This is a genomic window from Enterobacter cloacae complex sp. IR5459 (genome assembly GCF_049238005.1).
Lineage (GTDB): Bacteria > Pseudomonadota > Gammaproteobacteria > Enterobacterales > Enterobacteriaceae > Enterobacter > Enterobacter hormaechei_C.
The window spans coordinates 19160-33607 of the sequence record NZ_JBMKIG010000014.1; the positions used below are offsets into that span (position 1 = coordinate 19160).

Genomic DNA, 14448 nt, shown 5'->3' on the forward strand with positions numbered 1-14448 from the left:
AAAAGAATACACTATTTAGACGTCCCGTACCTTCCTGCTTTTGCCCCCCTGTCCGGATCGTTGTGCCGTTGCCGTTAAACAATCCATGCTTCCCATTTTTCCTATACTTACCATTTAACGGCAGGAAACGCTTATGTGTGGACGTTTTTCTCAGTCTCAGACCCGGGCTGAATATCTGGCTTATCTGGCCGGTGAGGTTGATGCCAGGTTTTCTGCCGTACCGGAGCCTGTCGGACGCTACAACGTGGCGCCGGGGACCCGGGTGCTGTTGCTCAGTGAAAGCAATGACCAGCTGCAGCTCGATCCTGTTCTGTGGGGATACTCCCCGCCGTGGTGGCACAAAGCGCCCCTGATTAATGCCCGTGCCGAAACAGCAGCTGAGGGACGTATGTTTCGTCCGCTGTGGGAACGCGGACGCGCCGTTGTGTTTGCTGACGGGTGGTACGAGTGGGTGCGCCAGGGGAACAAAAAACAGCCGTATTTTATTTACCGCAGGGACGGTCAGCCCGTGTTCATGGCTGCCATTGGTGCGCGGCCGTTTGGGCTGAGGGATGACGGGGAAGGGTTTGTTATTGTCACGGCAGCTGCGGACAAAGGGCTTCTCGATATCCACGATCGTCGTCCTCTGGTGCTGACGCCGGATGCCGCCCGGGACTGGCTGCGCGAGAGTCTCAGTGGTGACGAGGCGGGCAGGACAGCCAAACAGGGGGCGGTGCCTGCTGAGGCATTCACCTGGCATCGGGTTTCCCCGGCGGTCGGCAACGTGCGGAATCAGGGAGCGTCTCTGACAGAACCTCTCTCCTGATGATGGCTCCGCCAGCGCCAGGGTTCTGTCTGACCCGGAACTGACCAGAGCCCGATACCCTGCCGGCGGGCTTCGGCTTCCAGCTGAGCGTAGTCAGCCCGGGCCGGTTTTCCGTGGTACCGGTATACCCAGGCCAGCCCTTTGCGGATCTGCGCGGCATTCACATCCGTCGCGCCAAGCCACACGGTGCCCAGCCGCCGCCCGTAGCGATCCGTTTCTTCACCCGTGATGGTTACGTTACGCTGCGCCACCATTGATGTGAGCTCCTGCTTGGACCGCTGGCCAAAGGGCTGGTTCTTTTCCGGCGCATCGATGCCGGCAAGACGAACGCGCGTCAGGCGGTTCCCCGTTTCAAGAACCTCAACGGTATCCCCGTCCAGCACTCGAACGATCCGGCCGCTGATATCTGCGCTGGCCGGGAAGATCACCACGAACAGGAGCATGGCACTGAGTTGCCGGCTCATGCATATACCTCACCTGCTGTACTGCTGTTCAGTTTTTCATTACCAATGATCTGCAGGGCGTAACTGACATTCAGTCCGGTCATGTTGGTATTCAGCTCTTTCATCATGTCTGCGCTCGTATACCGGACACTGTCCTTCAGGCCGCCCTGGTAGCCTTTGGAGGTGACAACCTGCAGCTGTTCAGGCGTACGTAACGCGTCCCTCCCCGCGAGCAGGTCTGCTTCAACGGCACGCAGGTACACCGGAGAGGCGGCCACCACAAACCGATCGTCAGGCCTCGCCTGCATCAGCGTCCTCAGGGAAGCATACCGTCGTTCAGCAGGCGGGCAAGCTGTCAGGCTTTCCCACAGTCTGCTGTGACTGAACGGCATCGAGGAGAACGTTGCCTCATAAGGGACCACCGGGTCTGATACGTGCAGCAGCCCCAGACCTGCTGAAATCACCCACAGCTCCGCGCCGGTACGTTTTGCAGCCGCAGCAGCCCTGCTCCAGTGCTGGCCCGTATACAGTTCACCGGCTGTTATGGCAGCGCCGTCGTTCCGCGCCCTGGCCAGCCTTTCCAGCCAGACTTCATAAGCATTTCCGGCGTCGTGTTCATATGGAAAGATGGTTTGACCGGCTGTTATGGTTTTGCGGCGCGTGCAGGTGACGATGAGATGGACGTTGCCTGTGTTCATGACGGCATCCCCGCGCTGCCGTCGTTCCAGACGATAACCGTGGCCAGATGGTCCGCCACCTCCTGCCCCGTGTAAGCGGCCAGGATCGCCAGCGCCCGGGCGCCTGCGTCACGGGAGAGCGGACTCCGGAACCCGAATCCGTCCGTCATCAGGAGCCAATGCAGACGGTCAGTCCAGCGCTCGCCGGGTTTACGGACCGGCGAAAACACAATCTCCGTCAGCTGTTCGCGGTTGCAGTACAGCTGGCGCTGTACAAGTTCGTCCAGCAGGCTGTTCAGTTCGCGCCGGTCAGCTTCTTCCTGACTCATCTGCGGCCAGCGGATGCGGTGCCACAGCAGCTCCTGCGCCTGGTCGCCGGTGAACCCCGCGCGTGCCAGCAGGTCAGTCAGCGCGGCCTGCGTGTCTTCTTCATACCTGGCAGCCGTGAGCGGGAACGCCTCCGGGCTTTCGCGCAGAACGTGCAGCAGGCGCGCCGGTGCCGGCAGCGACCGCAGGGATACTTCAGGCCTGACCACGGCCAGGCGAATATCCTCAGTCAGCCCGGTGATCCCCTCCGCCTGCAGCGCGGCGTCCAGCCGGCGGTACCAGGTGCCGGTCAGATCCGCCGGCGCGGTAGCGTTCAGCGTGCCCGCCTCCGGCGTGGTGCTCTCATTAACCTGCACCCGGACCGCAATCCCCGCCCCGTGGCAGGCCTGGAGCCACTGCGCCACCTGAAGGGGATCGCCCGTCAGACGCGTCACCTGCCCGGCCGTGTTCCACAGCTGGAGACAGGTGGTGCCGTCAAGGCGGATAACGTAGTCCCCCCGGCACGCCAGGTGCCAGCGACCGTCCAGCTCCACCGGCCGGTCGTCAGCCTCCCCGGCCTGGCCGGGCGGGACCAGGGGCAGAACCCGGACCGTTGTCGCGCGCTGCTCCGCCAGGACGCGCGCCTGTTCGTCAGCCAGAAGCGGGGCGGCCAGCGCCCGGCCGGCCTCCGTCAGCTCCACGGCCAGCTGCAGGTTCGGGGCGCGCAGGGTGCGCAGCCAGCCCGCGGCTTCCATCCGGCGGCAGGAGGCGCGCAGGTTCGGCCCGTACACCGGGGCGTCCCCGCCCTGCTCCAGCACCCGCTCAATATCCCGTGTGGCCACCGGTCCCGGACGTTTCGCACCGAGGGCGGCCAGCACAATCAGCACCCGCCGCTGCAGCGGTGACGGACGACGTGCGTTGGCTGTAGTCATGCTGCGTTGTTCCCGTTCCGGATAAGCGCGTCCAGGCGCTCCCAGTCTGCGTCTATGCGGTCATAGAAACGGGCATCCGGTGCTCCTGTCTGCCCTTTCAGCGCCAGACGGTGCCAGAAAGCCAGGAAGTCCCGGGCTTTGTTCAGCTCCTGGAGGTAGTAAGGGCCAGCCTCGCGGAGATCGCAATTTTTAATCTGCGCTTCCGCTTCCTGCAAAAGCTGCTCATAGCTGAGTGAAAACGTCATTTCCTGATCCATCCTGCACGCTCCGTCTGATAATGTCGGTTGAGTGAAAAATCATACCCTGAATGATTTTCTATTAAACGAGTAAATATCATATCAGGTATGATTTCATGATTTATGATAAATATCACACTCAGTATGATTTTATACTATTTGCTTTATTATCATATCTCTTGATGGATTCCCGCCGCACAGATCCGATTTCTGGCTTAGTAGGAAATGCCGTATCTGAGCCGTCAGGCTGGCCGGATGATATAGTGGATCCTCGAACCGGAACGGGAGGGTTAAATGGGAAATTATTCAGATTTTGAGACCGATTTTGTTCAGCGAACACTTGCGCTTATCGATCAATATAACGAAATGATTGAGGTGCTGGGCAAACCCTTCAGGGAGCAGTACAACTACACGTTGACCCTGAATTGCCTTCTGGGTCTTATCGTGTTACCGAAAGAGAGGGCGCTTTCTTTCCTGCCTGCCGACCGTTTAACGCGGCAACTTAAAGCTGAAATGGGATTACATGAGTCACAGCTGCCCGGACCGGAAATGAACCTGCGGGAGTTGATCCATAAGATGCGGAATTCAGTTGCTCATTTCTGCGTCCAGGTAGAGTCAGCCAGCGATGCACACCTTGTAGACTGGATTGTTTTCAGGGAATCTCAGGGAGATGGAGAAGTCTACGCCAGCTTCAGCGCTCCGGAGCTTTTACCCTTTCTGAAATATTATGCGACCCTGCTGCTCGACAATATGGCCCGCCGTCGAGCCCCCGCTGTTAACATATTGGATTTGTAAGGGATTTACACCATGTTGATTCTCGATTGCTCCTCACGAACTCAGGCGTTGCATACATTATCTGCCGGGTTTGCCTGTCCCCCTGAAAAGCTGAAAAAAGTGCTGCTTTCGTTCGATCTTGAAAGTATCTACGAGCTTAATCCTCGCCAGTTGGTTGATGCACCTCAGTATCTGAGAGAGTACGTCTGTGCGGAACTGGGCGAACCGGGACCATTCACCCGGGCTCTGTGGTTTCATGGCACCCGGACTTTCGCCGATAATACTTTTCCGGCGGGGTTACTGGCGCTAAATCAGTCAGAATCCCTCGCCATGAAAATGCTGCTCGACCTGGCCCCGAATGAGATGGTCCGTACACACCTGAAGGAATGGGATGTTCCGGGGGGCGTCCCGGATGAGATGTTTCAGCTCAGAACCGGCGATAAAATCCACTGGGGGCCTTTTGGCCATTTAGTCCGGGAATTACATTTTAACGCCAGTGAAAATGGACTGCATGATTACCTCTGGCTGCCGGAGCTGGTAGAGGATGTCTGTAAGGCCTACCAGAAGAAATACGGCCACGATCTTACACCGCATTATCTGAGCGTGCTTCATCCCTGTATTGTCTGGTTCGAGGCGGATATTGTTTATGAAAAAGGGGTTCTTGAAACGGCTCTGTCATATGCCTATACATCAGTCCGTGACCTCCCGCCGGACGGAAACGCAACTTTCGGCATAGACTGTGACGGGAAATCTGTGTCGAGGTCGGCCATTGCCAGAATCGAGTTTCTGCAGCCCGGGCAGATGTAATCCCTAAAAAACGGGTCTGTGATCCGGCCCGTTTGTTCATTGCCGTGAACCCAGTATTGAGGTCATTAAAGCCTTAAGCGGATCACTTGCAGCTGGCTGCAGAAAGGTTTTACATTGACCCGGATTATGCCGTTTCCCTTCCTCCTGCCTGGTAAAGGATCTCTGAATGCACTTTTATGTGGATGAAACAGGCCAGACTGGCCGAAACCTTTTTGACAAAACCCAGCCAGTCCTCTCCTACGGAGTGCTGTCGTCTGATGCTAATCTGGATAAGGTTGCTGAAGCGGATCTTGCCGTATTACGCAAAACGCTTGGCGTGCAGCGCCTGCACGCTGCGGAACTGGGCTTGCACCGCCTTTCTGACCTTGTAGATACGCTGCTGGTTCTGCAGAAAAAGCACCGGATACGGTTTGACATCTGGCAGGTAGTAAAGCGCGATCATGCCATCATTTCGTTCTTCGACCAGGTATTTGATCAGGGAATGAATCCGGCCGTTCCCTGGTCTGCATACTGGACCCCTCTGCGCTACCCCCTGCTGCTGAATCTGGCCAGCCTGTTTGATGATGAACTTGCTTCAAACGCATGGACGGCAAGGCTGGAGGCGCATGATGAGCGGGCGTCGGAACTTTTTTGTACCGTCAGTGATGAACTGATCAGCAGGACGGCAGCAAGCGCGCTGGACCACCGGTCGAAGCAGCTGATCACCGATGCCCTGAACTGGGCGTCAGCCAATTTTGAACAGCTGGGCTATAACTGTAAAACCAACAAGGAAAGGCTGCGGATTATGCCCAATATGATTGGCTTTCAGTCCGTATTGCACGGGATCTGTTCCCGCCTGGGGGCACCAGAAAGAAAGGCCAGTATCATTGTTGACCAGCAGTCACAGTTCAACACCACCCAGCGTGAACTTAACGAGTTTTACTACCAGATACGGGAGATGCCCTGGGAACTGGGCCCCGGGTTACCTGTTATGAACATGAAAAATATGCCGGCTGAACCACTTGTATTCCAGTCCGGTACCAAGAGTGCAGGTCTGGAGCTGGTAGATATTTATCTCTGGACATTCAAGCGATTCATGGAAGACAAGGCGCTGACAAAGCCACTTTCCCGCCTTGTTTATACCAATCTGAAAACAGCCAGGACCAACAGCGTGTCAATCCAGTCAGTTGCCAGTCGATTTAAGGAACTCCTGGGTAAACTCCCGGTACCAAGCGCAGAGATCATGAGGCAGGCGCAGGAGCTGCGGGACTTTGATGAAGCCAGACGCATGCCATATGTGGTGTCGGGATCACCCGACTGATGCCGGATAGTTATCTGCTTTCAACTGCCCCTCTCAGGGGCAGGTTTTCAGGTTAACCGGCAGCTGTGATCCACGACGCCGCTTACAGTCATGCTGCGATGCCAGAATGTCAGCAACCTGATAATCGGTCCCCATCGCCACATCGTGCAATAGCAGGAAAAAGTCCCCGTCACTGCCGCCCCTGCGCGAATCCAGATACCGCTGCAGCCATCGGGCATGATAAAGAACGTGGCGCTGTTCGCGCTGCAGCCATTTCAGCGGCAGACGGGACGTCATATCGTCAAGGATGCGCATTTCCTGATGAAGCGGCGCAATAACAGCGGAAAATTCCTCTCTCAGTATCCGGGCAGGTTTCTTCTGTCCGAACAGCGCGGCCATATTGCTCAGGACATCCTCGATCGTCCGGCTGACTTTCTGGGCCTGATCACGGGAGGCCTGATAACGCGTAAACCAAAACTTACAGTAGAACCCCGCAGCGGCAAGCAGCGCCGTAAGGATCGATCCAATCAGACTTGTGTCCACAATATTCTCCTTAAAGATGGTCATGAGGCCACCTGAAGCAGCCGATGACGCAAATATACCCCGCTTTAGCAATTAGTGCTATCCGTGAACACAAAAAGTGCTATTCGTTGTTTTTGGTATTGATATTTTAATTGATGTGTGCATTTTGGTTTTCTTTCAGTTTTCTCCACTGAGATCCGAAAAAAGCATGTTCCGGATCCTCCTGAACCGCCCCGCCGTGCGGCGGCACGAAAACACAATATATGCCACTCGGTCAGCTGCGATTTCTTCTATATATAGTGTTTCACCCCCGATCCGTGACCCGGCGCGCTGCAGCAGAAAACGCCGCTTTGCTTATTCCCTGACCGTGGTACACTTCCGGAAAGTTGAGATGTGCAGGAAAGTCGGATCTGCCGGAAACAGCCCTCCGGTAATTTAAAGGCGTGGTTATATGGCTGCTTATTATCAGCCTGAAAATGATGACGGCAGGGAAAAATCATCCGGGTGACAGACGCAGCCCTGTGCGCAGTGGTTTGTGCTGCGCGTCATCATTACTCTGAGTGATTATTTATAATTTAATAAAAAGGAAGTCATGTGATTGATGACGATAAATTAGGCCAGCGGGCCTTTCAGGTTGGCGCTCTTCTTGTTGCGAGTCTGCTGGGTATCGCGCTGTATCATTATTATCATCCGGAGAGCAAGACCGCGGGCAGCATTGCCAGCTGCTCCCTGCCGACGGGCAATTTTGAGATCATCCCCCGCGACGGTCGCCTGGATGCGGTGAACACGGAAACCGGTATGACGCTGGGCGTGCCCGAACGCCGTCCTGATGGCAGTGTCCTGCTGGTCACTAACGGCGGTAGGGTCCGGGACGTGACGGAGTGTCTCGGTGAGAATAAAGGGTGGTTTACGCCGCGCTGGCCTGGCGCTGCGGACAGGTAGCACAGGGCGGGGTTTCCCAGTAAAGGAAAGACTATGTGTGATTTTTGCAGGGCGGACGGGAATTACTTCCATACGCCGGAATGCGTTTACGACCAGCTGGTCAGTGAGTACCCCGTGATGTGGCTGCGGGACTCGACCCGGATCGGCGCCTGCTACACCCTCCGCGAACTGCTGTCGCCGGAGGGGATGGTGCTGGCCATACAGAACGCGCCACCGATGAAGGGATGGCGGCTGCGCATGCGGTATAACGAGGCCACTGACGAAGAGATCGACCCGCAGTGCGGGGACTGTATCGAGCTGCTCTCCAGGAGGGATGCCCTGCTTGCCTTTGAGCCGTTCCGTGGAGGCGCTGCGTCAGTATGACCGGCGGGATTTTTCAGTAAGGGAACAAATATGGCTGACTGGTTTATTGCGACCGAAGGCGTGAAGGTGGTGAAGGACAGTATTGGCCTTGCACCACAAATTATCACGGCTGTTACGTCGGTTGGGGCTGCATTTGGCGGTGTAGCGCTGACGCATTACTTCACCCGCAAGCGTGAGGAAAGAGCTGCAGAAGAGAAACTGGTCCGCGAGCGCCTCTTTATCGGCACAGAGCTGATCTGCCTGCTGGAGCACTTTGCTGACCAGTGCAGTGATGTTGCCTGCGATACTGAGCCCGACAAAGAAAACTGGTCGGCCAAAGATCTGCCTCTTCTGAGTCTGGAAGAAATCGAAGGTGACTGGCGTTCGCTTCCATCCGAACTGCTTTTCCGTATCCGTAACCTGCCGGCGCTGAACAGGGAGGCCCGGTACGTTATTGAAAGCGTATTCCGGTACGAATCACCACCTGACGTCGCGGAATCCGCCCGGTACCAGTATGCCCGTCTGGGGCTGAAAGTGCTGCTGACAGCCTGGCGTCTTCGCCGGATCTGCGATCTTCCTCCCCCGCGCGAAGGGGAACTGTGCAGGCGGATCGGATCCATCCTGTGGCGTAACCGGCGCGCGTTGTGGCGCCAGCATGTGCAACGCCAGCGGCAGATACAGAAAGACCTGTGCCCTGATGAGAAAGGATAACCAGTGAAACCCAATTATCTCAACGATCCGCATGCAAACGAAGCTGCCGATGACATTATTGGCCTGCTGAAACTGTGTCAGCAGCTACAGTCAGAAAAGGACGGCAGGGAACGGCCGGAGCCCGGGACATATTCCCGCGATGAGGATGCGTTTGCCGATCGTATCCGTTCCGCATGCGCTCATGCCCTTCAGCTGCACCGGCTGCTGCCGGTAGCGACGACCCTGAGCGCCATCGGCGCCGAGATGGAACGCCGGGGAGAAATCAGTGTGCTCCCGGGGGAGGATTACGCGCAGAAAGCACTGGCACGACTTACAGAGCAATACCTGTCCGGCAGGGATAACAAGCAATGATGCCGACAATCCCAGGCCAGGGCGTTTCTTTTTCTGCCACGCAGCTGCCGGTGGCCATCGACTACCCTGCCGCACTGGCCCTGCGCCAGATTGCGCTCGTTCAGGACGAACTGCCGAAATATCTGCTGGCGCCGGAAGTGAGTGCCCTGCTCCACTATGTACCCGATCTCCACCGCAAGATGTTGCTGGCAACCCTCTGGAATACCGGCGCGCGCATTAACGAGGCGCTGGCGCTGACCAGGAGTGATTTTTCTCTGGCGCCGCCCTACCCGTTCGTGCAGCTGGCCACACTCAAGCAGCGGGCGGAGAAAGCGGCCCGAACGGCCGGCCGCTCACCTGCCGGCAGTCAGGCTCACCGGCTGGTACCGCTTTCCGATTCGAACTATGTCGGTCAGCTGGAGATGATGGTGGCCACGCTGAAAATACCTCTTGAACGACGTAACAAACGCAGCGGCAGAACCGAGAAGGCGCGCATCTGGGAGATTACCGACCGGACTGTCCGCACCTGGCTCAGCGAAGCGGTGGAAGCCGCGGCGGCCGACGGGGTGATGTTCTCAGTACCGGTGACGCCCCATACATTCCGCCATTCCTACGCGATGCACATGCTGTACGCAGGCATACCGCTGAAGGTGCTGCAGAGTTTAATGGGACATAAGAGCATCAGCTCGACGGAGGTGTATACGAAGGTGTTTGCGCTCGATGTGGCGGCACGGCACAGGGTACAGTTTCAGATGCCAGGTGCTGATGCGGTAGCTATGCTCAAAGGGGGGCTTTAGCACGTCATGGTTGCATGGTAACAGAGAGACCCTCTCCCCTCATTTAAAGTAGCCATAGAGTGATCGATTATTTCAGTGAATATCTTATATGGATATCTATGGGATATCCATTGGATATATTTTTGATATGCCTGGGATATCTAAAAATCATTGACTCATAACAAGCCTTAGGTTAAAAAGGGTACGTTAAATACATCCATCGGATATCCCATGAATATCTTAAAGGGGTTAGATGGGTATCAATAGAGGATAAAAGGGATACACCATGCCAATCATTGCTAATGCTCACCCTAAAGGCGGTGCCGGTAAAACCACTTCATCAGTTAATCTGATTGGTGAAATGGAAACAGATGCTTTGGACCTTGATACGCATACCGGTCTTTCAATCATTCTTGGACTCCGTCCATCAGGGAAAGAGATCTCCGTTAAAATTCCAAATACCGTTGAAGAGCTGATTGAGATAATGACACCTTACAAAAACAGCGATAAGACGTTGTTTATAGATTGCGGAGGTTTCGACTCGGATCTAACCCGAACTGCAGTGGCATTCGCTGATTGTGTCATCGTTCCATCTAAAGACTCTCTCACAGAACGAATTGGGCTTATGCACTTTGATGCCGTTCTCGATGAAATCAGTGCAATTATGGAAACTGATATCACCGTCAATCTTTATCTGTGCAAGGTTAACCCAAACAAAAAGAGCTTCCCAAAACTGGAGGCTCTACTCCCTTCCTTAAAACACGTGAAGTTGATGAATAGTCGTATTTCTACACGTACCGAATTTGAAGAAGTTATCGAAAGCGGAATGGGGATAACCGAAACTGTACATGGACGAGCCACTCCGGGCGGCAAAGAAGTCATAGCCTTAGTCCAGGAAATTAAGCAGTTATTAGCCGGTAGAAATTGAAATATTGGATATTCGAAGGGTATCCAATAGGTATTGAAATTGTATCCAGTGGGCATTCATTGAATCCCCTCAGAACATCCTGAGAAAATTATGAGCAAAAATAAATTTAACGAACAGGCAGAGAAACTCAAAAGCTTAGTTGGATCTGCTCGGCTACAAACGTCTGCGCCGGTTGCTGTTACGAATGATGCGACCAAAGTAGGTGAGATCATTGGCAAAGAGGCGAATGTAGAACCTGAAAAAACGACTCTGGTCTCCGAACGTCCTGAGCAAACCAAGACTAAAGCTAAAAATCTCAAGGCTATTCCTCTTTCATACTTTGAGGCCCATGCTGAACTTAAGGCAACCAGTAAAACGTCTTTGGACTTCAGTTCATATATCATCGAAGCTATCAGAGAGAAACTCGAGAGAGATGGTGCTATTGGTAAATAGGTAAGATATCCGAAAGATATTTATTATGTATATTTAAGATGTCTGAGGGGTGTTTGTTGCACCCCTAAAGGATATCCAGAAGATATCCTAAAAACATCCATCAAAATCCACTCCGGTTTGAAGCTGGTTTTTATATCCATTAAATGTATTTTAGATATCTACTGGATATCCCTGGGATTCCTTAGGGGGCCGCTTTGGATGTATATCAAATACCCAGCTAGCTCTCTCTGAAAGGCGAAATTTAGCTGATCCTCGCAACGGGGATATCTTTCCAGCGAGTGGTGTAAGCAGGGGAGAGCATATCGCGTTTCATCTGCCAGGATGGTGCAATCCCACGTCCGGCAAACCAGACCTGTCCCAGACCGGAATGATTAATGCCATCGAGAACCTTCATCAGCTCAGCGCTGTGAGGACGTGGCGGACGTTCGTCGAACAGTTGCAGCTGCGAAACACCGGATCCGGTGAAGTCATTCAGCATCACACCGGCTTTGGCATACCGGTGCCCGTCTTTCCAGATACGCTCCAGAGCCGTAGTGGCGGCCGCAATGATGTCCCGGGTGTCCTGAGTGGGGGTAAGCAGTTTCTCCGTGGCCACGTTGCCGTAATAAGGTTCTTTAACAGCGAACGGAGACGTTTTGATGAATACGGAAATATGCCGGCAATACTGGCGCTCTTTACGCAGCTTTTCAGATGCCCGCTCTGCGTACTGACAGACAGCCTGGCGGAGCGAATCGTACTCCGTGATTTTCTCTCCAAAGCTGCGGCTGCAGACAATCTGTTGTTTCGTAGGCGGGGCTTCCTCGAGCGACATGCAGCTTTCCCCGTTCAGTTCGCGTACTGTTCGCTCGAGAACTACGGAGAAATTTTTCCGGATGAAGGCCGGGTTCGTCAGGGCAAGATCGAGCGCGGTCCTGATGCCCAGTACATGGAGCTTGCGTGCAATACGGTTTCCAACGCCCCAGATCTCTTCGACCGGCTGCAGTGAAAGCAGTTTCCGCGTTCGCTGAGGATTCCCCCGGGTCAGGGCGAGCACGCCACGAAACTGTTTCCACTCCTTTGAGGCCCATTGTGCTGATTTTGCAAGGGTTTTCGTAGGCGCAGCCCCAATTCCGATGGTCAGACGGGTACAGTCATATACGTGCTGGCGCAGCTGGCGGCCGAAGTCCTCCAGAGCCATGCAGTGCTCCACGCCGGTCAGGTCGAGGAACATCTCGTCAATCGAATACTGTTCCACCCTGGGGGCCAACTCCTCCAGACAGCTCATCACGCGCGCCGACATTGAAGCGTAAAGCTCATAATTACTTGAAAAGCAATATATTTGTTCCGGGTAAGGCTCGTTTTTTATCTGGAACCAAGGGGTGCCCATTTTAATCCAGGGTTTCGCCTCGGCGCTGCGTGCGATCACGTTTCCGTCGTTGTTGCTCAGGACGACTATCGGCTTTCCTTTCAAATCCGGACGGAAAACACGTTCGCAGCTGGCATAAAAGCTGTTTACATCGGCCAGGGCAAACATCAGTACATTTCCCTGGGACGGTGAATGATGTGCGTGACGACGCCAAAGATATCCAGATCGTCCGGGTCGGGAAAAATCGGCGACCAGGCCGCGTTCATGGGCTGCAGCGTCAGTCGTGGCGTCAGCAGCAGCCGTTTAACCGTAAATTCCCCCTGCACGCTGGCCACAACAATATCGCCATGCCGGGGCTTCTCGGCACTGTCCACAACCAGCAGATCGCCATTGTACAGACTGCCGTCGGCCATGCTGTCTCCGCTTGCGCGAAGGTAGTAAGTCGCGCTTGGATGTCGTATGCAGTAATCATGGAGATCCAGATCGGACTCGACATAGTCAGCTGCAGGTGAAGGGAAACCACATGAGGCCAGATCGGCGAATAACGGCAGCTGCATTTTATCTGGTGAGTCTGCCGGTGCGATAAAGCTAATGTTGACCATTTTTACCTCCCTTTGCACTGTGTTTATATACAGTATTATTTTTATGAACCCAGTTTTAAGCAAGCTATTCTCGGTCCCTTTATTTCAACCGGCTGATTTTTAGGCGCAAATAGCTAGCGTATGAATAGCTTCAATCCCTACCTTTTTCTTTTTTGTTCTCAAATAGTTCTCTAATATTTCTCTTTTAGGGTTGTTATTGGGTCCTCGTTTTGTATAATTCTCATATTGTTCTCAAATTGTTCTCTTAATTGTGTTTGCTTGTGCTCGTTTCAATCCAAACTATTCCAAGGTGAAAGGTATGAAAATTTTCATTGATGATGGCTCTACCAATATCAAACTGCAGTGGAACGAAGCCGGACAGGTCAGGCAGTCAATCAGCCCTAACAGCTTCAAACGTGAATGGGCTGTGGCGTTCGGTTCTCAGCAGGCGTTCAACTATCAACTGAACGGGGAGCAGTATTCTTTCGACCCGATCAGCCCAGAGGCGGTTGTGACGACTAACGTTGCGTGGCAATACAGCGATGTGAACGTTGTTGCTGTACATCATGCGCTTCTCAACAGCGGTATTGAGCCGTGCGAAGTGGATATCGTTGTCACACTGCCGCTGGCGGAGTATTACGACAAGAACAACCAGCCCAACGAAGCAAACATTCAACGTAAGAAAACAAACCTGCTGCGTCCGGTCGAACTCAATGGGGGGAAAACCTTCTCTGTTCGTCATGTTGACGTGATGCCAGAATCCATCCCGGCTGGTTTCGAAGTCGTTAAAAACCTCAACGAGCTTGATTCACTGCTGATCGTTGACCTGGGCGGAACGACGCTCGATATTTCTCAGGTGATGGGCAAAATGCGCGGAATATCGCGTATTTACGGTGATTCCACGCTGGGAGTCTCTCTGATGACCGGTGCCGTAAGAGACGCACTTTCGCTGGCCCGCACGAAGGGAAGCAGCTATCTGGCCGACGATATCATCATTCACCGTAATGATGCGGCCTACCTGGCGTCACGCATTAACGATACCTCACGCATCGATCTTGTTTGTGAAGCAATGACATCGGCTCACAGCCGGCTTGTTAACCGGGTTATTGAAGCAGTCAGTCGCTTTGAGGGATACTCGCATGTAATGGTCATTGGCGGTGGCGCCGAACTCATTGCAGAGGCAGTAAAAAAACACTGTGCAGTCAGGGAAGAACGTTTCTACAAAACCAGTACGTCTCAGTTCGACCTCGTTAACGGTATGTACCTTATTGGATAAAAAC

At 54.1% G+C, this 14448-nt stretch carries 19 protein-coding genes; 12 read left to right on the top strand and 7 right to left on the bottom strand.

The genetic code is table 11. From position 1 onward, the window contains the following. The first annotated feature begins 133 nt into the window (after positions 1 to 133). The gene (locus ACOTX4_RS22080) at positions 134 to 805 is read left to right on the top strand and encodes an SOS response-associated peptidase family protein (protein WP_155026695.1); all 672 of its coding nucleotides are present in this window, start codon (positions 134 to 136) and stop codon (positions 803 to 805) included. Here ACOTX4_RS22080 and ACOTX4_RS22085 read toward each other — a convergent pair. The 4 genes from ACOTX4_RS22085 to ACOTX4_RS22100 form a co-directional block, all read right to left on the bottom strand. Continuing rightward, positions 772 to 1188 carry a thermonuclease family protein gene (locus ACOTX4_RS22085; protein WP_421635428.1) on the bottom strand — a complete coding sequence of 139 codons (417 nt, stop codon included), beginning with the start codon at positions 1186 to 1188 and terminating at the stop codon, positions 772 to 774. The genes ACOTX4_RS22080 and ACOTX4_RS22085 overlap by 34 nt on opposite strands. Before the next feature lie 77 nt (positions 1189 to 1265). Further along, complete coding sequence (locus ACOTX4_RS22090; RefSeq protein WP_285934784.1) at positions 1266 to 1946, bottom strand: DUF6884 domain-containing protein; 681 nt, start codon at positions 1944 to 1946, stop codon at positions 1266 to 1268. Further along, on the bottom strand, positions 1943 to 2785 hold the full coding sequence (locus ACOTX4_RS22095; protein WP_285934783.1) for a hypothetical protein: 843 nt from the start codon (positions 2783 to 2785) through the stop codon (positions 1943 to 1945). The genes ACOTX4_RS22090 and ACOTX4_RS22095 overlap by 4 nt, the downstream gene beginning before the upstream one ends. A 374-nt stretch (positions 2786 to 3159) precedes the next feature. Next, positions 3160 to 3420 (bottom strand): hypothetical protein, encoded by a 261-nt coding sequence (locus ACOTX4_RS22100; RefSeq protein WP_285934782.1) that lies wholly within the window; start codon positions 3418 to 3420, stop codon positions 3160 to 3162. Positions 3421 to 3693: 273 nt separating this feature from the next. On the opposite strand from ACOTX4_RS22100, the gene ACOTX4_RS22105 reads away from it, so the two are divergent. The 3 genes from ACOTX4_RS22105 to ACOTX4_RS22115 all read left to right on the top strand — a co-directional run bounded on the left by ACOTX4_RS22105 (position 3694) and on the right by ACOTX4_RS22115 (position 6280). Next, complete coding sequence (locus ACOTX4_RS22105; RefSeq protein ID WP_064672522.1) at positions 3694 to 4194, top strand: HEPN family nuclease; 501 nt, start codon at positions 3694 to 3696, stop codon at positions 4192 to 4194. 12 nt (positions 4195 to 4206) lie between these two features. Further along, on the top strand, positions 4207 to 4980 hold the full coding sequence (locus tag ACOTX4_RS22110; RefSeq protein ID WP_285934781.1) for a hypothetical protein: 774 nt from the start codon (positions 4207 to 4209) through the stop codon (positions 4978 to 4980). 166 nt (positions 4981 to 5146) lie between these two features. Continuing rightward, complete coding sequence (locus ACOTX4_RS22115; RefSeq protein WP_064672524.1) at positions 5147 to 6280, top strand: DUF3800 domain-containing protein; 1134 nt, start codon at positions 5147 to 5149, stop codon at positions 6278 to 6280. 33 nt (positions 6281 to 6313) lie between these two features. Here ACOTX4_RS22115 and ACOTX4_RS22120 read toward each other — a convergent pair whose 3' ends face one another. After that, complete coding sequence (locus ACOTX4_RS22120) at positions 6314 to 6826, bottom strand: hypothetical protein (protein WP_064672525.1); 513 nt, start codon at positions 6824 to 6826, stop codon at positions 6314 to 6316. 549 nt (positions 6827 to 7375) lie between these two features. On the opposite strand from ACOTX4_RS22120, the gene ACOTX4_RS22125 reads away from it, so the two are divergent. From ACOTX4_RS22125 to ACOTX4_RS22155, 7 genes are all read left to right on the top strand, one after another. Beyond that, complete coding sequence (locus ACOTX4_RS22125; protein WP_155026687.1) at positions 7376 to 7723, top strand: hypothetical protein; 348 nt, start codon at positions 7376 to 7378, stop codon at positions 7721 to 7723. Between the two features lie 33 nt (positions 7724 to 7756). Then, positions 7757 to 8086, top strand: a complete 330-nt coding sequence (locus ACOTX4_RS22130) for a hypothetical protein (protein ID WP_285934780.1) — start codon at positions 7757 to 7759, stop codon at positions 8084 to 8086. Between the two features lie 30 nt (positions 8087 to 8116). Next, positions 8117 to 8776, top strand: coding sequence for a hypothetical protein (locus ACOTX4_RS22135; protein ID WP_285934779.1), 660 nt, complete (start codon positions 8117 to 8119; stop codon positions 8774 to 8776). Positions 8777 to 8779: 3 nt separating this feature from the next. Further along, positions 8780 to 9127, top strand: a complete 348-nt coding sequence (locus ACOTX4_RS22140; protein WP_285934778.1) for a hypothetical protein — start codon at positions 8780 to 8782, stop codon at positions 9125 to 9127. Continuing rightward, complete coding sequence (locus tag ACOTX4_RS22145) at positions 9124 to 9903, top strand: site-specific integrase (RefSeq protein ID WP_285934777.1); 780 nt, start codon at positions 9124 to 9126, stop codon at positions 9901 to 9903. The genes ACOTX4_RS22140 and ACOTX4_RS22145 overlap by 4 nt, the downstream gene beginning before the upstream one ends. Before the next feature lie 265 nt (positions 9904 to 10168). Further along, complete coding sequence (locus ACOTX4_RS22150) at positions 10169 to 10810, top strand: ParA family protein (RefSeq protein WP_125365938.1); 642 nt, start codon at positions 10169 to 10171, stop codon at positions 10808 to 10810. 90 nt (positions 10811 to 10900) lie between these two features. Beyond that, positions 10901 to 11242: a molecular chaperone GroEL gene (locus ACOTX4_RS22155; RefSeq protein WP_125365936.1), complete on the top strand. Its 342-nt coding sequence runs from the start codon at positions 10901 to 10903 to the stop codon at positions 11240 to 11242. Between the two features lie 241 nt (positions 11243 to 11483). On the opposite strand, the gene ACOTX4_RS22160 is transcribed toward ACOTX4_RS22155, so the two are convergent. Continuing rightward, positions 11484 to 12755 carry a Y-family DNA polymerase gene (locus ACOTX4_RS22160; protein WP_285934776.1) on the bottom strand — a complete coding sequence of 424 codons (1272 nt, stop codon included), beginning with the start codon at positions 12753 to 12755 and terminating at the stop codon, positions 11484 to 11486. Next, positions 12755 to 13144, bottom strand: coding sequence for a translesion error-prone DNA polymerase V autoproteolytic subunit (gene umuD / locus ACOTX4_RS22165; protein ID WP_125365956.1), 390 nt, complete (start codon positions 13142 to 13144; stop codon positions 12755 to 12757). The genes ACOTX4_RS22160 and umuD overlap by 1 nt, the downstream gene beginning before the upstream one ends. A 343-nt stretch (positions 13145 to 13487) precedes the next feature. On the opposite strand from umuD, the gene ACOTX4_RS22170 reads away from it, so the two are divergent. Beyond that, a complete protein-coding gene (locus ACOTX4_RS22170) occupies positions 13488 to 14444 on the top strand; it encodes a plasmid segregation protein ParM (RefSeq protein WP_043135399.1) in 957 nt (318 codons plus the stop codon). Positions 14445 to 14448 lie beyond the last annotated feature (4 nt).